A 17,640-nucleotide genomic window follows, 5' to 3' on the forward strand; every position below is an offset into this window, starting at 1 on the left:
GTCTTTCTGTGTGTATGGTGTGCCTTGGCCCTTCAACGGGCCGATACCTATAAAGAGGAGTCTGGTGCCAGGCACTAAGAAGCTGGTCATTGTCGAATCGCCGACAAAAATGAAGTCGATCGCCGCGTATCTCGGCGACGGCTACGAGGTGCTGTCCTCGGTCGGCCACATTCGAGACCTGATCGAGCCCAAGAACCTGCCCCCCGAATTGAAGAAGGGGCCCCTCGGCAAGTTCTCCGTCGACGTCGACAACGGCTTCGAGCCGTACTACGTCGTCTCCGACGCCAAGAAGAAGACCGTCGCCGAGCTCAAGCGGGCGATGAAGACGGCCGACGAACTCCTGCTCGCAACTGATGAGGACCGCGAAGGCGAGGCCATCGCCTGGCACCTCCTGCAGGTCCTCCAGCCCAAGGTCCCCGTGAAGCGCATGGTGTTCCACGAGATCACGAAGGAAGCGATCCTCAAGGCGAAGGACAACACCCGCGACCTCGACACGGCCCTCGTCGACGCGCAGGAGACCCGGCGCATCCTCGACCGGATCTACGGCTACGAGATTTCCCCCGTGCTGTGGCGCAAGGTCGGTCCCGGCCTCTCCGCCGGGCGCGTGCAGTCCGCCGCGACCCGCCTCGTCGTCGACCGCGAACGCGAACGCCTCGCCTTCGTGTCCGCCGGCTACTGGGACCTCTCCGCACAGCTCGCGTCCGGGACGGCGACCACCGATGCCGCGTTCCAGGCCAAGCTCGTGCGCCTCAACGGCGAGCGCATCGCCTCCGGTGGCGACTTCGACGATCTCGGCCGCCTCAAGCCCAAGGTGACGGCGACGACGCTCGATGAAGCATCCGCCCTCGCCCTCGCCGACGCGCTCAAGGACCCGAACGTCGCGATCACCGTGACCAAGGTCGCGTCCAAGCCCTACCGTCGCAGCCCCGCCGCCCCGTTCACGACGTCGACCCTGCAGCAGGAAGCCGCCCGCAAGCTGCGCTTCACCGCCCGGCAGACCATGAGCGTCGCCCAGTCGCTCTACGAGAACGGCTACATCACCTACATGCGTACCGACTCGCCGTCGCTCTCGCAGCAGGCGATCAATGCCGCCCGCAACCAGGCGTCCTCGCTGTACGGCCCCGAGACGGTGCCGGCCCAGCCGCGCCTCTACAAGGGCAAGAGCAAGAACGCGCAGGAGGCCCACGAGGCCATCCGCCCGTCCGGCGACACGTTCCGGACGCCCTCCTCGCTCGCGAACACCATCCGCGGCAACGACTTCCGCCTCTACGACCTGATCTGGAAGCGCACCGTCGCCTCGCAGATGGCCGACGCGACCGGTTCGACCGCGAGCGTCACCATCGCGGCCGGCCCGACCGGCGTCTCCCCGCACCCCGCGGCGTCCGGCGTGCTCGCCGAGTTCTCCGCGAGCGGCACCGTGATCACCTTCCGCGGCTTCATGCTCGCCTACGAGGAATCCCGCGACGAGGAGCGCAACGCGCCCACCGACGCGACCGAGTCCAAGCTGCCGCCGCTCGAAGAGGGCCAGTCGCTGTCCCTCCTCGAGGTCGAGGCCAAGGGCCACGAGACCACCCCGGCCGCCCGGTACACCGAGGCGAGTCTCGTCAAGAAGCTCGAAGAGCTCGGCATCGGCCGTCCGTCGACGTATGCCTCGATCATCTCCACGATCACCGACCGCGGCTATGTCACCCCGCGCGGCCAGTCGCTCGTGCCGAACTGGATCGCCTTCTCGGTGGTGCGCCTGCTCGAGGAGTACTTCACCGATCTCGTCGAATACGACTTCACTGCCGAGATGGAGGACGACCTCGACCGCATCGCCGACGGCAAGGCCGACCGCGTCGACTGGCTCAACAGCTTCTACTTCGGCTCGGAGAAGCACCGCGGTCTCCGCCAGGTCGTCGACAACCTCGGCGAGATCGACGCCCGGTCGATCAACTCGATGCCGATCGGTGACGACATCACCCTCCGCATCGGCAAGTACGGCCCCTACCTCGAGGTCATCGACCCGAATGCGGCAGCGGATGCCCCGCCGCGCCGGGTGAACATCCCGCCGGAGCTCGCACCCGACGAACTGACCCCCGCGAAAGCACGTCAGCTCATCGATGCGCCCGTCGTCATCGACCGCGTCATCGGGGTCAACCCGGAGACCGGCAAGAACATCGTCGCCAAGGACGGTCGCTTCGGCCCGTACGTCACGGAGCTCGACCCGGCACCCGCCGAGCCCGTCGTCGTCGAACTCGTCGAAACCCAGACCGAGTCCGCCGGCGAGACCATCGACCCGCTCACCGGTGAGGTGACCCAGCTGGTGGATGCCGGAGCTCCCGCAGCGAAGCCCAAGCGCAAGCCGGCCGCGAAGAAGGTCGCTCCCGCCGACAAGCCGCGCACCGCGTCGCTGTTCAAGTCGATGGACCTCGCCACGATCGATCTCGAGACCGCGCTCCGGTTGCTCGACCTCCCGCGCGTCGTCGGCCTCGACCCCGAAACGCAGACGGAGATCACCGCCCAGAACGGCAAGTTCGGCCCGTACCTGAAGAAGGGCGTCGACACCCGCTCGCTCACGAGCGAGGACCAGATCTTCGAGATCGACCTGCCCGGAGCGGTTGAGCTGTACAACCAGCCCAAGTACGGCGCGCGTCGCGCGTCGAGCGCCCTGAAGGAATTCGAGACGCCCGACCCGGACAGCGGCAAGGCGATCAAGATCAAGGACGGCCGTTTCGGCGCCTACGTCACCGACGGCGTCACGAACGCGACGATCCCGAAGGCGGAGACGGTCGAAGAGGTCGATTTCGATCGGGCCGTGCAGCTCCTCGCCGACAAGCGTGCCAAGGGACCGGCCGTCAAGAAGGCGCCCGCGAAGAAGGCCCCGGCCAAGAAGCCCGCCGTGAAATCGGCGGCCGCCAAGAAGCCGGCCGTGAAGAAGGCCACCGCGACGAAGGCCACGGCCACGAGGACCACAGCCACGAAGGCCACCGCGACGAAGACCACGGTCACCAAGACCGCGGTCCGCAAACCGGCCGTCACCAAGACCGGGACCTCCACCAAGACCGCGACGACCAGGACTGCAGCGACGAAGACTCCCGCGGGTTCGACCACCCAGTCGTGACCGCACCAGACGTGACCGGGGCAGCCTCCACCGAGGCCGCCCCGACCGGCCTGGCAACGACCGGCCCGGCAACGACCGGCCAGACCCCGACCGGGCTCTTCATCACCCTCGAGGGCGGCGACGGTTCCGGCAAGTCCACCCAGGCCCGGCTGCTCGCCGAGTGGCTCGGCGAGCAGGGGCGCACGGTCCTGCGCACCCGGGAGCCGGGCGGCACCGTCGTCGGAGTCGAAATCCGGGAGATCGTGCTGCACCACACCGGCGAGGTGTCCCCGCGCGCCGAGGCACTGTTGTACGCGGCCGATCGCGCCCAGCACATTGCCACTGCCGTGCGTCCGGCGCTCGCCCGCGGAGAAGTGGTGGTCCAGGACCGCTACCTCGACTCATCCGTCGCCTACCAGGGCGCCGGGCGGGTGCTCGGTTCCGCCGAGATCCGCGACCTGTCGCTCTGGGCCGCGGAAGGCCTGCTGCCGGAGCTGACTATCCTGCTCGACCTTGATGAGACCGCCGCGCGCGGCCGGCTCGACGCGGCCAACAAACGTTTCGACCGCCTCGAGGCCGAGAAGGGCGACTTCCACCGTCGGGTGCGTGCCGCCTTCCTCGACCTCGCCCGCGCCGAACCGGACCGCTTCCTGGTCGTGGATGCCGAACGCCCGGTCGACGATATCGCCGCGCTCATCCGCGCCCGCGTCGCACCCCTCCTCTGACCCCGCCCCGCCTCCCATTCGCCGCCCCGCGACCCCGCGCTGTTCCGAATTCAGGAGTCGAGCCCGGATTCGGGCTCAAGCCGGAGCAAAAACCGGTTTAGGCTGACCCAACTCCTGAATTCGGCACGGGCGTGATGCCCGGGGCGGGATGTCAGCGGCGACCGGTACCCTGAGGGAATGAGCGTGTGGGACAACCTGACCGGCCAGGCGGATGCGATCGCGATCTTCCGCGCCGCCGCGGAGCCGCGGCAGAGCGCGGCTGACACCCCCGCAAGCACCACCGGCGGCAGCGCTGCCGCCGACACCGGCACCGCCCGCGGCACGTCGGCGTCCAGTGCCTCGGCGTCCAGTGCCTCCGCGTCCATGACGCACGCCTGGCTCATCACGGGTCCGCCCGGTTCGGGACGGTCCAACCTGGCCTTCGCCTTCGCCGCGGCCCTCCTCAGCCCGGGAACGCCCGCCGAAGACGCCACCGCCGAACGGCTCGTGGAGGCCCGCACCCACCCCGACCTCGTCGTGCTCGCCACCGAGGGCGTCATCATCAAGATGGAGTCCGTCAAAGAAGCCGTCAAGCGCTCGCAGTACTCGCCCTCGGTCGGCCGCTACCGAGTGATCGTCGTCGAAGACGCCGACCGCATGGTCGAGCGCACCTCCAACGTGCTGCTCAAGGCCCTCGAAGAGCCACCGGAACGCACCGTCTGGATCCTGTGTGCGCCGAGCGAGGCCGACCTGCTACCGACCATCCGGTCCCGGGTGCGCACCGTGCGGCTGCGCGTGCCGAGCGTCGCCGACGTCGCCGCGCTCCTCGTCGCCCGCGAAGGCGTCGACCCCGCCATCGCCGAGCGCTGCGCCCGCGAGGCGCAGAGCCACATCGGCATGGCGCGGCGGCTGGCCACGAACCCCGAGGCCCGTGAACGGCGCGAGGAAACCCTGAAGGCCGCGCTCGGCATCCGTGGGGTGTCGTATGCGGTGAACGCCGCAGCGCGACTGCTCGCGATCGCCGGAGACGACGCGAAGGCGATCACCCTCGAGCGGGACGCCGCCGAGCGCGAGAGCGTATTGCGCTCCCTCGGCGTCGAGCCGGGCAAGTCCGTGCCGCCCGCGCTCCGCGGCCAGATCAAGGCGCTCGAAGACGACCAGAAACGGCGCGCCACCCGGAGCCTGCGCGACGGGATCGACCGCATTCTCGTCGATCTGACCTCACTGTACCGGGATGTGATCATGGTACAGTTCGGCCGCGAGAATGAAGTGATCAACCGGGAGCTCCTCGTCGGAGTGCGTGCCGCAGCCGCGGCGTGCGCGACCGTCACGACGCTCGCGACCCTGGACGCCATCGCGATCGCCCGGCAGAGAATCGAATCCAATGTGGCACCCGCACTGGCCCTCGAGGCCATGCTGGTGTCCGCCATTCGACGATGACGCCGATGACCACGAAGACCACGACGATGACGCCGCCCACCCGTGGCGCTCGTGAGAGCCTGAGCACACCTGCCCGACAAGACCAGTAATGAGGAACCGTTGACCACACGCATCCGCCAGCGCCCGGCGTCGAATGGTACACTGACGCGCCGCCCGGCCGCCCGTCGCTTCGCGATCCTGGCCGCCGCCGTCGTCGTCACGATGGGGTTGAGCGGATGCGTGCCGGCCTTCCTGCCGCAGCCCTCCGCCTCGACGTCGTCCCCCACCGGCGAAACCGTCAGCAGCGCCCTCGACCCGTTCTACACCCAGGTGCTCACCTGGACCGACTGCGGCAACAGCATGCAGTGCACCACGGCGAAGGCGCCGCTCGACTGGACCGCGCCCGGAACCGACACCGTCGACCTCGCCCTCGTGCGGCATCTCGCGACCGGCACCCGGGTCGGCTCCCTCCTGGTGAACCCCGGCGGGCCCGGCGGCTCCGGGTACGACTTCGTGAAGGCCTCCCTGGACTACGCCACGGATGCGAAGTTGCAGGCCGGGTTCGACATCGTCGGGTTCGACCCGCGCGGGGTCGGGCGCTCGTCGGCGGTGAAGTGCTATGACCCGGCGCAGATGGACGACTACCTCTACTCGATCCCCACGGCAGCCCGCGGCACCGACGCCTGGATCCAGGAGGTCGAGAAGTCCTCGACCGACTTCGGGGCGGCCTGCGCCACGAACTCCGGAGCCCTGCTCGCTCACGTCGACACCGTGAGCGCCGCCCGCGACCTCGACATGCTGCGGGCCGCGCTCGGCGACAAGAAGCTCAACTACCTGGGTTACTCCTACGGCACCTTCCTCGGCGCGACCTACGCGAACCTGTTCCCGGACAAGGTCGGCCGACTCGTGCTCGACGGGGCGCTCGACCCCTCGACGAGCAACGCCGAGGTCACCCGGGTGCAGGCCGTCGGCTTCGAGAACGCGCTGCGGTCCTACCTCGCCGATTGCCTCGGCGGGTCGACGTGCCCGTTCAAGGGCACCGTGGACCAGGCGATGTCCACGATCTCCGCCCTGCTCGACTCGGTGGATCGGAGCCCGCTCGCCGCGAGCAACGGCCGGATGCTCGGCGCCAACACCCTGCTGACGGCGATCATCTACCCGCTGTACCAGGCATCCGCGTGGCCGAACCTCAGTGAGATGTTCCGGAGCGTGATGCAGGGCAACACCAAGCTCGCCTTCCAGTTCGCCGACTCGTATAACGGACGCAACTCGGACGGCAGCTATCTGGACAACTCGACGGAGGCCTTCCTCGCGATCAACTGCCTCGACTACAGCTACAACGACGACCCGGCCGTGATGCGCGCCGACGCCGCCGCCATCGAGGCCGCAGCACCGGTGATCGGCAAGTACATGGCCTACGGCGACACCGGCTGCGCCAACTGGCCGGACAAGTTCACCGGCACCCGTGGCGAGATTCACGCGCCGGGAGCGGCGCCGATCCTCGTCGTCGGCACGACGAATGACCCGGCGACCCCGTACGTGTGGGCGCAGAGCCTGGCGAAGCAGCTCGACAGTGCGCAGCTCGTCACCTACGCCGGCGAGGGCCACACCGCGTACAACAAGTCGAATGCCTGTGTGAACAACGCGGTGGACTCCTACCTCCTGCAGGGGACGGTGCCGGCCGCGGACCCGAAGTGCTGATGCCCGGGGGCGGCGCCGCGGCATCCGCTCGTCGCCCTCGAGGTGCACATTTGCGCACCGTGTAAGAATGTGACCATGGTGGATGTTGCGGAAGAACCCGGCCTGCGTGAGCGGAAACGTCGGGCGACCCACCGGGCCATCCAACTCGCGGTGCTCACACTCGCGGCCGAGCGCGGGGTCGACAAGGTCACCGTCGAAGACATCAGCCGGATCGCCGACGTGTCCCCGCGCACCTTCTTCAACTACTTCCCGTCGAAGGAAGCCGCTCTCGCTGGCGACGATCTCGCCCTCGGCTCCGAGGCCGAGATCGAGGAGTTCGTACACGGCAGTCCTGCGGGAGACATCCTCGCCGACCTCGCGGTGCTGCTCACGACGAGTCTGCAGAATTCGGAGGATGACCGGGAGGTTCATCACCTGCGGCGTCAGGTGATGAAGGAGAACCCCTACCTGTTCGGGATGCGGATGGCCACTCTCCGCAACTTCGAGGGACACCTCGACGAGGTCATCAGTCGGCGCCTCGCGGCCGACGATCCGGTACTCGCCGCGGATCCCGTCGCGCTGCACCAGCGCGCCCTGTTGCTCACGCTCGTCGCGGTCGCCGCCCTGCGGCACGCCTGGCGTTGCTGGGCCGAGGGGGACGAATCCTTGCCGCTCGCCGATCGGGTGCGGGCCTCATTCGCCGGACTGTACGAGTTGACCCTCCGGACCAGCTAAGCTTTGTTGCTGTGTCACCGCGCGTTTCCGGAAGGAAGCATTCGGGCGTCACGCCGCCTTAGCTCAGTTGGTAGAGCATCTCACTCGTAATGAGAAGGTCGTCAGTTCGATTCTGACAGGCGGCTCCAGATAAATCCCTGGTCCTAGGCTGTTTCTGAGCCCGACGAAATCGCAGATTCCGACGATTCTCCGGCCCGTGCCCACATTTTGCCCACATCTGTACGACGCGCCCTGTCGTCGAGGGCGGTCGCAACGGCATCCAGATCGTCGTCGAACAGGTCGCTGTACACGTCGAGCGTCATCGCCGCCGAGGCGTGGCCGAGCATCCGCTGCACCGAGAGCACCGTCGCTCCCGCCGAGATCGCGAGCGATGCTGCCGTGTGCCGCAGCGAGTGTGGCGTGATCTTCGGCAACTCCGGATAGCGCTGGCGCAACACCGCGACCGCGGCGTCGAAGCGGCGATTCCGGAAGTTGCCGCCACGCAGCACCCCGCCTGTCGCGGACGTGAACACGAGGTCGTCGGCACGCTTCCCGGCGCACTGGGCGGCCAGGAGGTCGGTGAGGAACGACGGGAACGGCACCGAGCGGCGCTCGTGGTTCTTGGGCGTGCCCCAGATGATCGCACCGGTGGGCTCGGTGACGGCCTCGGCGACGTCGAGACGCCGGCGCTGGAGGTCCACCCGCTTGACCTTGAGGGCGGCCAGCTCGCCCCAGCGCAGGCCAGTGTAGGCGAGCAGGTAGATCACCGTGCCGTCGGTACCGCAGAGCTCGGCCAGCTCGGCGACCTGCTCGTGCGTGAGGTAGCCGCGCGGGTCGGCGGTCACCCGCGGCAAGCGGATGTTGTCGCACGGGTTGTGCGGGATGCGGCGGTCCTGCACGGCGTACTTCATCAGCCCGGAGAAGATCACGTGGATCTTCCGCACGGTCGAGGGCGCGAGCGTGGCGCTCAGGCCGGTGACCCAGACCTGAACGTCGACGTGCGTGACGGCGACGAGCGGCACGGCACGCCACTGGGGCAGCACGTACCGGGCCAGGATCCACTCGTAGGCGCCGCGCGTCGTCGGCTTGAGGTTGGAACGGGACGCGAGCCACGTCGTGGACCAGGCGCCCACGGAGACGCGCGACAGGGTCGGATCGACCCACTCGCCGCGGCCCTTGGCGACCTCGACGCTGGCGAGGAATTGCTCGGCGTCGCGTTTGGTCCGAAAGCCGCGCTTATCCGTCTGGCGACGATCCGGAGTCCGATATCGGACCCGATAGCGCTTGCCGCTTTGCGTCGTGTACGTGTGGATGCTGCCCATGGCTCCATCTCGATTTCGTCGTCGGTCGGGAGGTTGCGAGAGGTCGTGACACTGGAAGTATCGCCGGAACGTCCGACGCTGAGTCGAGGGCTTCCGGAGTTCCGGGACCGGTCCGCGGATGTCTAGGGGGTCGCTCAGCGTCCACCTCAGGGGTACGGTCCCCGTCCCCTTCAGGGGTACGAAAACTGACCCAGCAAGGGGACGCTCACCGTCCCCTTTAACAGTAAAGAACAGGAAGAACATAACTGGAGCAGTACGCGCGCGCGAGACGAGCCTGTGGATAACTTCTCCGAGAACACCGGATGCCCCGGCCAGCGAGGAAAGCTCGAACGACGAAAAGCCGCTGAAGGTCATTGGCGCTAGGGCTTCTCTAGAGGGACCTCGAGGCGAGTGCGCACGCACCTGCCCGGTCGTTTGCCCCGTCATCTAGAGCGAATAGGTAAACGACTACCCGAGGGCACTCTTTCCCTGTCCCACCGCCACCCCCTCGCTGCGCTCGCTTCCCAACCCCCCACACTCAACGGCTTTGTGTGGGGGGTTGGGAAGTAAAGGGGAGGTGGTGGGACAGGGAAAGAGTCAGAGGTAGATGAAAGAAATATGAATGAAAGAAAAAGAAAAAACAAAGAGAAAAGGCAAGAAGAAGAAACGGTCAGTGGCTGAAGTTCTGAGGGACGGGGAACGACATGGTGCAGGTGACGGAGCGTGATCTGGCGATGGTCGACTGGCTGGGCATTGTGCGTCTGGCTGAGGTCGATGCGATCCGGTGGGCTCTGGGCGCGATGCTCGGTTCAGCTGAGCCGATCAGTACAAGGAAGGCTCAGCACTGGGTGATGCGGATGGTGGAGGCCGGGCTTGTCGATCGGGCAAGGCCGACATTCCAGAGCGCGTCGATCGTCTGGGCGACACACGATGCGGTCGGGAGACAGCCGCCGAACCTGTTTCGGCAGACCACTCGGCATGAGGTCGCGGTCGCGTCGGTATCGTCCCGGTATCTGGCTCTTGGCTTCGCCTGGCAGCGCGATCGTCGGCCGGTCGGTATGTTCGACCACCAAGCCGATGGCGTCGCGACGCGCGACGGCCAGGCGGAACTAGTTGAAGTGGAACTGACCGCGAAGTCCGCGCCGCGCTACAAACAGATCCACGAGAACCACGCGAGGCGCCTCACCCAGGAAGGGATGTCGAAGGTCGTCTATTTCTGCACCGCGGATGCCTACCGGGTCGTGAGTCGGGAGGCGGACAGGTTCATCTTCCGTACCGAACGCCCGCGACTCGTCTCCACGATCGCTTTCGATAAGCGCGGCCACTGGATCGGGTCTCAGTCCGACCTCGTCACGCCAGTCCAAAGCACCCCAGGTGTGCCGGAGATCGCGAGGTGAGAGGCGGTCGTGGGAGTGTGAGACCGGGGCTATTTCTCGGCGCTACTGGCTCTCCGAGCACCGCTCGCCTTCACCTACCCTTCGCGCGGATGCTGCAGTAGGTTCAGACCATGATGATGCTCGTGTTGGTCGGGGCCTTCGCAGCCGTGTGCCTGGCCATGGTGGGCTTGGTTCTCGTTCTATCTGCGGAGCAGACGGCCCGGCGACAGTCTCGCGCAGTGCACCATATCGCGGGGCGTGAGGTGCGCTAACACGATGGGGCTTCCGGCGTCGGCACGGTACACGTAACCCACTAGTGCGAATGCGAGCCAGGCGCTTTCAGCCGTCGCTGCCGGCTGCGAGTTCTTGGGCATGGTTGTAGTGATCGATAAGGCTCCGCGCATTGGATTCCAATCGCGACAGGGCCACACGCCCAACGTCAACGCTGATGCCCGGTGCGATCCGAACCTCCGGGCGGGAGGCGTCGATGACTATCCACTGGGATCCAGCGATTGTATGGGTGAGGACGTCGCCGTAGAACATCCCGATCTCGCCTGCGAGGTCTCGGGCGTGCTGAGGGGACGCATCAATGAAGTCGTCCAGGGTCCTCAGCCCGTTGGCGTCACGGCTGAACTTCGCGTCCGCGGCGGCCCCGCATGCGGTCAGGTCGTCGTAGCCGCCAACATTCCTAATGGCGATGTCCTCGAGCCGCGGCCCTCCGAACGCATAGGGCGCGCGATTGCGGCTGATCCCCAGAGGAAGCCGTTGTATCGGTTCTTTCGCACGTGGGTCTTGGGCCATTGTCAAGCGTCCGATGTTTGGAATGGTTGGGTTCGAATGGTGAGGATATTGTCTCTCCTCCGATGGAGACCCGCAGCACGTCGCGTTCGGCAACCACATGACCAGTGTGCTGTTCCGGTTGGCTACGCTGGCTCATATGAACGCAGGGGAGCGCGCGCGGGGGCTTGATCGGTTGGAGCGGCTGAGAGCGCTGCTCGCGGCTCGGAACCGCATCGAGGAGGTCGCCCGGGCCGTCGTCGAGGCTTCGAGTGATGAAGATGCCGCGGACCGTGTGCGCCGTCTCCTTGGATGCTCAGAGATCGCTGCGCGCCACGTCATCTCGACACCGTTGCGCATGTACCGTCGCGGTGAAGAACTCAAACGCGAAATCGCGGAGGTCGAGCAGTACTGAAACGGTGTGGTGCTTCCGGATCCGGCGGTGTCTAGGCGCGCTCTGGCTGACGACGCCGCGGACCTAGCGGCGTCGCATGCGGCGCGTGCGGAGCTGGGCGAAGGCGAGCCCGGCATCCCTCTCGAAGGTATCGGGTGAGCGCGATAGTGCGACGTGGGTCCGTGCTCGGAGCATTCGGGCCGGTCAGACAACGGACTAGCGATTCTCGTCGGGACGTGCCCTGAATCCCAGGACCGACCGATTTTGACCACTGGCAGTGCTGTCCCACGGTCCGCGAGTCGCCAGCGCGACGAGCGCAAGTCCGACGGGAATCAGCACCCAGGTGAAACCCGACGCCGAACTGAGAACGCAACGAAGGGCGAATGACGCGAGTGCCATAACGCCGGCCAAGAAGACCGTTCGCGTCACCCACCAGGGGAAAATCCCTCGACCGCTTCTCATGTCTTCACCCTACTTGCCGCACGGGCCGAGTGGCCAGCCGCAATCTGACTATCTGCGAGCGCGTGGAAATGCCTGCTTGAGCGTCGACGCAGGGCCCTGGCTTGACCAAATCACTTGCACCTTATACTTACCTTGCGTCACAAGGTATAGTCGTCCGCATGGCCGAGAATTCCACCAGTACCCAGCTCCGCAGGGGAGTCGTCGGCCCCTGCATTCTGGCTCTGTTGTCGACCGCTCCACGCTTTGGCCTTCAGCTCGTCCGCGACTTGGATGAGGTCGGACACTTGCTCTCGAGCCAAGGAACCGTCTATCCGTTGCTCAACCGCCTCCACGACGCCGGCCTGGTCACTAGCTATTGGGACGTGACGGAATCCGAGCGGCCACGTCGTTATTACCGGATCACGGATGCCGGTCGCCGGGAGTTGGAGACGTTCCGAACTGACTGGGAACGATTTGCTGGCTCCGTCGGCACGCTCCTGGCAACCGTCCCTCAGCAGTCCGTAGAAAGAGAGCAGCGATGACGACCGAATCCGACCACCCGTTTGTGACTCGGTACCTCCAGCAGTTCGATGAGGTTGCCGAGCCGATCCCGGGCGCGCGTCGGGCGCTTCTTCGTGAAGAGGTTGCGGAGCACCTTCGGGAGGCCGTTCCGGCCGGATCAAGCAACGCGGATGCTGCGGCAGTGATCGCCCAATTCGGCTCCCCGGCAGAGATCCTGGGGCAGGAGCTCGATGGTGCTGGACAGGCGTTGCGGGCGAAGCAGCCCGGTCATGTGGTGCGAAATACGGTTGTGATCGTCGTCGCGGTGATCGTTGCCGCAATCCTCAGCGTGCTGGCATCGCACCTATTGATAGGTTCTCAGGTGACCGCAAATCCCGGCACGTCCGTCGTGAACAAGCATCCCGAGGGGCCCGATCGCATTACGACGGGTGAGGGCTATTTCGAGTACGAGGCCGCTATCAAAGCGATGCCGGATCCGTTACCAGCCGGAGCGGAGTACCCAGACGGCGTCCCTGTGGGATTGGATTCGGGAACCAGCGATTCCGGCACGCTGGAGTCCGGCGCCGGAACGGTCGTTGCGCATTTCACCTGGCTCTGCGCGTGGGAATCCGAGTACCTGATCGCAATGTCCAAGAAGGACGCTGAACGGCAAGTCGCGGCCGAGTCGATGATCACGAAGTGGTCAACGAGCGCTTTCTATCTCAACGTGATTTCAGATCCGGACAAGGGGTGGACGACCAGTGTCATAAATCCCATGAAGTTCGGTGACCCGTCGGGAGTGAGACAAGATCGTCCCCGAACCTGCGCGCAGGCCTCGATCATCAACGTGGGGTAGCTGACTGTCGACGTCGACTCTCGGCGATGGAAGTCCTCAGTCGAACTCTGTAGAGCGGATCCATTGGACTAAATGCTGGACGGGATTCAGCGACCGACGTACCATATGCGTAAACATGTCTTACATCGGAAGGGTGGCGTCATGACGATCTCGATCCGGCTCACACCCGAAGAGGAAGAGCGTCTCGAGAAGCTGTCGCAACGCACGGGCCGTTCGAAGAGCTTCTACGTCCGGGCCGCTCTCCGCGAGCACCTGACCGACCTGGAGGACGCGTTCGCTGCGGACGAGTCGCTGGGCGCTTTCGAAGCTGCTGGGAGCCGCTCTCGGCCGCTTGCGGCGCTGAAAGCCGAGACTGAGCTGTGACCGCGCGGTGGCACGTTGAGACCACCGAGCAGTTCGATCGCCAATTCAAGAAGCTGGACCGCGCTGTGCAGCGGCGGGTCCTCTCGTACCTCGAGGACATCGAGAGCCTCGAGGATCCGCGCCAACGCGGCAAGGGGTTGACGGCGAACCACTCCGGAGTGTGGCGATATCGGGTCGGAGACTACCGCGTGCTCGTCCAGATCCTGGACGATGCTCTGGTCGTCCTGGCGGTGAACGTCGACCACCGCAAAGACGCGTACTGAAGGCATCGAATGGCTTGGCCGAACCCCCATTCTCTGCCCACATTTTGCCCACATCTGTGGGCAAATCAGGCGTTTTCTGGTGATTGAGCTGTGCTCTAAATGGCCTATCTATCAGGCGTTTCAGATTTTGCCCGCGCAGGATCAAGGGCTCCGAGGTCACTCGTAATGAGAAGGTCGTCAGTTCGATTCTGACAGGCGGCTCCAGATGCAGGCTGCACTCTCGATTCGCCGGGAAGACGTACGCCTAAGCTGGGCGCATGAAGCGAAGAGCTCTGTTGGCGGCATTTGTGTCATTGTTCGGGCTCGCTCTCACCGGATGCGCAGCCATCCCAGAGTCCGCGGCCATTCGTACGTTCGATGGGGTACCGAGCGACTACCGCGGGGGGATGGACGACCTGCTCGACGAGAATTACCACGCAGAATGGGCCGACGACGGGGATGTGCTGTTGGTTTCCGCAGTGTTTGCAACAACGTGTGTCGCTGTTCCAACGCGAATCGTCAGTGACAGCGATCAGGTTATTTTCATTGCTTTGGAACCCCATCAGGCGGAGTTCCCCTGCCGAGATGACCTCCACGCCGTCACCTTCGAGTTTCACAGACCATGGAGTGTCGACTCCTCAAAGTCCGCCGCGCTTGAGATTGACAATGTGCGAGTAGCCATAGTGCCTAACTTCTGAACCTCGATCCAGGGCAGCAGCCCGCTCTGATATGCATGGGCCACGATCTGGGCCCGGGACGTAAGTCCCAGTTGGCCTGGGCACGGTCAGCCGTCGCTGCCGGCCGCGAGCGCTCGGGCATGATCGTAGTGATCGAGCAGGCTCCACGCATTGGATTCCAATCGCGACATGGCCACACGTACAACGTCAATGCTGTTGCCGGGTGCGATCCGAACCTCCGGGTGGGAGGCGTCGATGACTATCCAATGGGATCCAGCGATTGTGTGGGTGAGGACATCGCCGTAGAACATAGCGATCTCGGCTGCGAGGTCTCGGGAATGCTGAGGCGATGCATCAATGAAGTTGTCCAGGGTTCTCAGTCCGTTGGCGTCACGGCTGAACTTCGCGCCCGCGGCGGCCCCGCCTGTGGTCAGGTCGTCGTAGCCTCCAATGTTCCTGATGGAGATGTCCTCGAGCCGCGGCCCTCCGAGCGTATAGGGCGCGCTATTGCGGCTGATCCCCGGGGGATGCCGTTGGATCGGTTCTTTCGCACGTGGGTCTTGGGCCATTGTCAGGCGTCCGATGTTTCGGTTGGGTTCGAGCGGTGAGGACATTGTCTCTCCACGAGTCGGTGCCTAGCGGTCTGCGACGAGCAGGTTGAGCCGTTTTCCTGTCGGCGCGGTTTGCTTGTCCGTACCCATCAACTGGGCATCGTTCAAGTAGGTGAGGTCGTCGACGGTGATTCCGAATCGGGCGGCCACGTCCGCGCGATATTCATTCGTTGCGGGGGTGTAGCCCGCGGGCGTGCCGTCGATGACGTCGACCGTGCCCCGGGCGCCGGGCGTCTCACCGGAGTCCACGGGGTTGAGGTAGCCGCGGACCGGTTCGAAGGTCCAGCGGATGTCGGCGCGCGCGAGGACGGTCTGACGGCAGTCCGGGTCCTTCGTGTCGGGTTGGGCGGAGGGTGTGACCAGGATGACCTGGTCGATTCCGCTGGGATCTCCGCTGAGAATGCTGAGGTCACCCCAATCGGAGGCGCCGCTTCCGCTCGTGAACTGCCCGAAGTCCATGCGGAAGCCGCTGTCGTCGCAGGTCTGGTTCGCCGGTAGAGGCTGGGTCGCGGTCACCGCGTCGACCGTCGCGGCTGCCGGCGAGATGAGGTCATCGACGTGGAGCGTGAGCACGGTTCCGTCGAAGCCGAAGCTCACACGGCCGGTGGTGCCGTTGTCGGAGGTCAGAGTGCCCGTTCCGATGGTCCCGGTCGGGATCGTCCCTGGAACGTTTGGTCGGGTCGCCGGTGAATCCGTGGATGCAGGCGGCATTGGGGCTGGTGTGCCGACAGCTCCACCGCTCGAGCAGCCCGTAAGAAGCACCAGCACCGATATTAACCCGCATGTTGCCGCGATTCCGCGCATCGCACACCCCCGTGTGCAGATCATAGAGGATGGAACGCCTGACCACATCAACTATTGTGTTGCTCTGGCGCATTTCGGCGATGACTGACAAGATTGCACCGCGCCGAGCAGGAGTCGCGATATTCGAACTCGAGGGGGACGCAGTGGCGGAACACGAACCGTGGTTTGGTCCGAAGAAACTGGGTGGGGGCTGGGGTCCGCGCACGTGGCAAGGCTGGCTGATTGTCGCCGTGTTCACGATCGCGGTGGTTGTGATCACGGTCATCGCAACGACGCATACTGGCTGACGATATGGCTCGGCCCGCTGGTGATCGGTGTTCAGCTTGGCTGGGCCGGGATGTGGCGATACCGGTCGGGGACTATCGCGTGGATGTGCTGAGGGTGGAGAGAAGTGCTGCGGGTATCTCAGGCGAATTGAGGGAGACTGCGAACTGCTTTCCGTTGGTGAGAGTGACGACGACCCCTGGTCCGGTGCGGAGGATGATCGCTGACCGCCCGGGCATGAATCGGTAGCCCCAGCCTCCCCACTGCAGGGGTTCCAGAGTGTCGGTGTGTACGGACTCGATCTCCGTGAGTGGGATTGTCTTCAGTGCGATGCCCAGGAACCAGGTCACGACTTTCAGGCCGCGCCAGTCCACGCTGATCCGAAGTCGAGCGAACCCAAGCAGAAGGACGCCGAGAACCAGAAGAACGACGCCGCCGAAGGCATCCGCCCCAGATCCGCCGTCTCTTCCCGTCACGATGAGCAGCGTCGCGGCGGCGGCGAACGAGGCCAGGCTCGCGATCGCGAACAACGGAACCGTGACAGTTGTGATCCAGGCGCCGGTCTCTGTCGGAGCTAGCACGACCTCGACCGGACGCTCTTCGGGTTCTGCAGCCACCCACCGGTGCGCGAGAAGAAAAGGAATGAGGCCGTACCCGAACAACGCCATGAGAAGCAGTGGCCACGCACCGACCCGCGGTTCGGCGCCGGGACCGGCGGTGATCGTTGAGCCGGCGGTCATCAGCCACGCCCCGGTTGCCAGCCCAGCCGCGAAGCCGCTCCACAGGAACGTCTTGCGGCGAGTGGGGGCCGCGCCCTCCCGCAACGCCAAGGTCGCCAGGACGGCCGAACCCAGGCAGACAACGGAAAAGAGCGCAATCGCGACCCCCGTCGGCCACGTCGAACTGACGCCATCATTGCCCCACTGCCGGGGCAGGTCAGCCGGAAGCTCTGCCCGCCAGACGAGCCAGGTCGTGACCACCACGGCGAGGGGGATCCAGACAGTGGCCGCCGCGAGGATGTCACGAGCGCGTGCGCGTCCGGAACTGCGTGAAGTCATGGTCAGGCTCCTTCGATCAGTCGGCGGATCTCGGGCTGTGACAGTCCCAGTTTCCGTGCTTCGGTCAGGAACTGCCCGGCGAGTTCGGTCAATCGCACGAAACCGGGTTCGACGTCCTGGCGGACCCAGGCTCCACGGCCCTGACGCATCTCGATGATTCGTTCATCGCGGAGCACGCCGTATGCGCGGAGCACGGTGTGCATGTTGACCCTCAACGCAGCGGCCAACTCGCGGGCCGGCGGAAGACGCTCCCCGGCCTTGAGTTCATCGTTGAGCACCGCCAGACGCACTTGGACGGCGATCTGCTCCGCCAGCGAGACCGTGGATGCAGCATCCACTCGAAACAACATGTTCTAAATACTAGTAGAACAATCCG

General features: G+C 65.4%; 19 protein-coding genes and 1 tRNA gene. 14 read left to right on the forward strand and 6 right to left on the reverse strand.

The window, feature by feature from the left end; translation table 11 throughout:
- Window positions 1-64 precede the first annotated feature (64 nt).
- From topA to MQH31_RS10725, 6 genes are all read left to right on the forward strand, one after another.
- Window positions 65-3,103 carry a type I DNA topoisomerase gene (topA, locus tag MQH31_RS10700; RefSeq protein ID WP_243012028.1) on the forward strand — a complete coding sequence of 1,013 codons (3,039 nt, stop codon included), beginning with the start codon at window positions 65-67 and terminating at the stop codon, window positions 3,101-3,103.
- A 50-nt stretch (window positions 3,104-3,153) separates the two neighbouring features.
- Window positions 3,154-3,807, forward strand: coding sequence for a dTMP kinase (gene tmk / locus MQH31_RS10705; RefSeq protein WP_243012170.1), 654 nt, complete (start codon window positions 3,154-3,156; stop codon window positions 3,805-3,807).
- A gap of 177 nt (window positions 3,808-3,984) precedes the next feature.
- The gene (locus MQH31_RS10710) at window positions 3,985-5,226 is read left to right on the forward strand and encodes a DNA polymerase III subunit delta' (protein WP_243012029.1); all 1,242 of its coding nucleotides are present in this window, start codon (window positions 3,985-3,987) and stop codon (window positions 5,224-5,226) included.
- A gap of 99 nt (window positions 5,227-5,325) precedes the next feature.
- Window positions 5,326-6,906, forward strand: coding sequence for an alpha/beta hydrolase (locus MQH31_RS10715; protein ID WP_243012030.1), 1,581 nt, complete (start codon window positions 5,326-5,328; stop codon window positions 6,904-6,906).
- A gap of 75 nt (window positions 6,907-6,981) precedes the next feature.
- On the forward strand, window positions 6,982-7,620 hold the full coding sequence (locus MQH31_RS10720) for a TetR/AcrR family transcriptional regulator (RefSeq protein WP_134535280.1): 639 nt from the start codon (window positions 6,982-6,984) through the stop codon (window positions 7,618-7,620).
- A gap of 52 nt (window positions 7,621-7,672) precedes the next feature.
- Window positions 7,673-7,748 (forward strand) — tRNA-Thr (locus MQH31_RS10725).
- Window positions 7,749-7,763: 15 nt separating this feature from the next.
- On the opposite strand, the gene MQH31_RS10730 is transcribed toward MQH31_RS10725, so the two are convergent.
- Window positions 7,764-8,921: a site-specific integrase gene (locus MQH31_RS10730; protein WP_243012031.1), complete on the reverse strand. Its 1,158-nt coding sequence runs from the start codon at window positions 8,919-8,921 to the stop codon at window positions 7,764-7,766.
- A 683-nt stretch (window positions 8,922-9,604) separates the two neighbouring features.
- On the opposite strand from MQH31_RS10730, the gene MQH31_RS10735 reads away from it, so the two are divergent.
- Window positions 9,605-10,297 carry a hypothetical protein gene (locus tag MQH31_RS10735; RefSeq protein ID WP_243012032.1) on the forward strand — a complete coding sequence of 231 codons (693 nt, stop codon included), beginning with the start codon at window positions 9,605-9,607 and terminating at the stop codon, window positions 10,295-10,297.
- Between the two features lie 318 nt (window positions 10,298-10,615).
- On the opposite strand, the gene MQH31_RS10740 is transcribed toward MQH31_RS10735, so the two are convergent.
- Window positions 10,616-11,077, reverse strand: coding sequence for a DUF6278 family protein (locus MQH31_RS10740; RefSeq protein WP_243012033.1), 462 nt, complete (start codon window positions 11,075-11,077; stop codon window positions 10,616-10,618).
- 97 nt (window positions 11,078-11,174) lie between these two features.
- On the opposite strand from MQH31_RS10740, the gene MQH31_RS10745 reads away from it, so the two are divergent.
- From MQH31_RS10745 to MQH31_RS10770, 6 genes are all read left to right on the forward strand, one after another.
- Window positions 11,175-11,468 (forward strand): hypothetical protein, encoded by a 294-nt coding sequence (locus MQH31_RS10745; RefSeq protein WP_243012034.1) that lies wholly within the window; start codon window positions 11,175-11,177, stop codon window positions 11,466-11,468.
- Between the two features lie 599 nt (window positions 11,469-12,067).
- Window positions 12,068-12,430 carry a PadR family transcriptional regulator gene (locus MQH31_RS10750; RefSeq protein WP_243012035.1) on the forward strand — a complete coding sequence of 121 codons (363 nt, stop codon included), beginning with the start codon at window positions 12,068-12,070 and terminating at the stop codon, window positions 12,428-12,430.
- The gene (locus MQH31_RS10755; protein ID WP_243012036.1) at window positions 12,427-13,245 is read left to right on the forward strand and encodes a hypothetical protein; all 819 of its coding nucleotides are present in this window, start codon (window positions 12,427-12,429) and stop codon (window positions 13,243-13,245) included. The genes MQH31_RS10750 and MQH31_RS10755 overlap by 4 nt, the downstream gene beginning before the upstream one ends.
- A 141-nt stretch (window positions 13,246-13,386) precedes the next feature.
- Entirely contained in the window at window positions 13,387-13,608 is a 222-nt protein-coding gene (relB, locus tag MQH31_RS10760; protein WP_134535271.1) for a type II toxin-antitoxin system RelB family antitoxin, read from the forward strand.
- Window positions 13,605-13,871: a type II toxin-antitoxin system RelE family toxin gene (locus tag MQH31_RS10765; protein ID WP_243012037.1), complete on the forward strand. Its 267-nt coding sequence runs from the start codon at window positions 13,605-13,607 to the stop codon at window positions 13,869-13,871. Before relB ends, MQH31_RS10765 begins: the two co-directional genes overlap by 4 nt.
- A gap of 386 nt (window positions 13,872-14,257) precedes the next feature.
- Window positions 14,258-14,548 (forward strand): hypothetical protein, encoded by a 291-nt coding sequence (locus MQH31_RS10770; RefSeq protein WP_243012038.1) that lies wholly within the window; start codon window positions 14,258-14,260, stop codon window positions 14,546-14,548.
- 86 nt (window positions 14,549-14,634) lie between these two features.
- On the opposite strand, the gene MQH31_RS10775 is transcribed toward MQH31_RS10770, so the two are convergent.
- Both MQH31_RS10775 and MQH31_RS10780 read right to left on the reverse strand, forming a co-directional pair.
- The gene (locus MQH31_RS10775) at window positions 14,635-15,141 is read right to left on the reverse strand and encodes a DUF6278 family protein (protein WP_243012039.1); all 507 of its coding nucleotides are present in this window, start codon (window positions 15,139-15,141) and stop codon (window positions 14,635-14,637) included.
- A gap of 21 nt (window positions 15,142-15,162) precedes the next feature.
- On the reverse strand, window positions 15,163-15,849 hold the full coding sequence (locus MQH31_RS10780) for a hypothetical protein (protein WP_134535269.1): 687 nt from the start codon (window positions 15,847-15,849) through the stop codon (window positions 15,163-15,165).
- 122 nt (window positions 15,850-15,971) lie between these two features.
- On the opposite strand from MQH31_RS10780, the gene MQH31_RS10785 reads away from it, so the two are divergent.
- Window positions 15,972-16,229, forward strand: a complete 258-nt coding sequence (locus MQH31_RS10785) for a hypothetical protein (RefSeq protein WP_134535268.1) — start codon at window positions 15,972-15,974, stop codon at window positions 16,227-16,229.
- Between the two features lie 72 nt (window positions 16,230-16,301).
- Here the strand turns inward: MQH31_RS10785 and MQH31_RS10790 are convergent, their stop codons facing one another.
- Entirely contained in the window at window positions 16,302-17,264 is a 963-nt protein-coding gene (locus MQH31_RS10790) for a hypothetical protein (protein WP_243012040.1), read from the reverse strand.
- A 2-nt stretch (window positions 17,265-17,266) separates the two neighbouring features.
- The gene (locus MQH31_RS10795; protein ID WP_134535266.1) at window positions 17,267-17,614 is read right to left on the reverse strand and encodes a GntR family transcriptional regulator; all 348 of its coding nucleotides are present in this window, start codon (window positions 17,612-17,614) and stop codon (window positions 17,267-17,269) included.
- Window positions 17,615-17,640 lie beyond the last annotated feature (26 nt).

The organism is Cryobacterium zhongshanensis (assembly GCF_022760445.1).
Lineage (GTDB): Bacteria > Actinomycetota > Actinomycetes > Actinomycetales > Microbacteriaceae > Cryobacterium > Cryobacterium algoricola.

Excerpts from the sequence above, each read along its gene's own strand:
- MQH31_RS10775 (WP_243012039.1), bottom strand. The coding sequence starts at position 15,141 with ATGTCCTCACCGCTCGAACCCAACCGAAACATCGGACGCCTGACAATG.
- MQH31_RS10790 (WP_243012040.1), bottom strand. The coding sequence starts at position 17,264 with ATGACTTCACGCAGTTCCGGACGCGCACGCGCTCGTGACATCCTCGCG.
- MQH31_RS10740 (WP_243012033.1), bottom strand. The coding sequence starts at position 11,077 with ATGGCCCAAGACCCACGTGCGAAAGAACCGATACAACGGCTTCCTCTG.
- relB (WP_134535271.1), top strand. The coding sequence starts at position 13,387 with ATGACGATCTCGATCCGGCTCACACCCGAAGAGGAAGAGCGTCTCGAG.
- MQH31_RS10745 (WP_243012034.1), top strand. The coding sequence starts at position 11,175 with ATGACCAGTGTGCTGTTCCGGTTGGCTACGCTGGCTCATATGAACGCA.
- MQH31_RS10730 (WP_243012031.1), bottom strand. The coding sequence starts at position 8,921 with ATGGGCAGCATCCACACGTACACGACGCAAAGCGGCAAGCGCTATCGG.
- MQH31_RS10710 (WP_243012029.1), top strand. The coding sequence starts at position 3,985 with ATGAGCGTGTGGGACAACCTGACCGGCCAGGCGGATGCGATCGCGATC.
- MQH31_RS10795 (WP_134535266.1), bottom strand. The coding sequence starts at position 17,614 with ATGTTGTTTCGAGTGGATGCTGCATCCACGGTCTCGCTGGCGGAGCAG.
- MQH31_RS10770 (WP_243012038.1), top strand. The coding sequence starts at position 14,258 with ATGGACGACCTGCTCGACGAGAATTACCACGCAGAATGGGCCGACGAC.
- MQH31_RS10755 (WP_243012036.1), top strand. The coding sequence starts at position 12,427 with ATGACGACCGAATCCGACCACCCGTTTGTGACTCGGTACCTCCAGCAG.
- MQH31_RS10735 (WP_243012032.1), top strand. The coding sequence starts at position 9,605 with ATGGTGCAGGTGACGGAGCGTGATCTGGCGATGGTCGACTGGCTGGGC.
- MQH31_RS10780 (WP_134535269.1), bottom strand. The coding sequence starts at position 15,849 with ATGCCGCCTGCATCCACGGATTCACCGGCGACCCGACCAAACGTTCCA.
- MQH31_RS10750 (WP_243012035.1), top strand. The coding sequence starts at position 12,068 with ATGGCCGAGAATTCCACCAGTACCCAGCTCCGCAGGGGAGTCGTCGGC.
- MQH31_RS10785 (WP_134535268.1), top strand. The coding sequence starts at position 15,972 with ATGGAACGCCTGACCACATCAACTATTGTGTTGCTCTGGCGCATTTCG.
- MQH31_RS10720 (WP_134535280.1), top strand. The coding sequence starts at position 6,982 with ATGGTGGATGTTGCGGAAGAACCCGGCCTGCGTGAGCGGAAACGTCGG.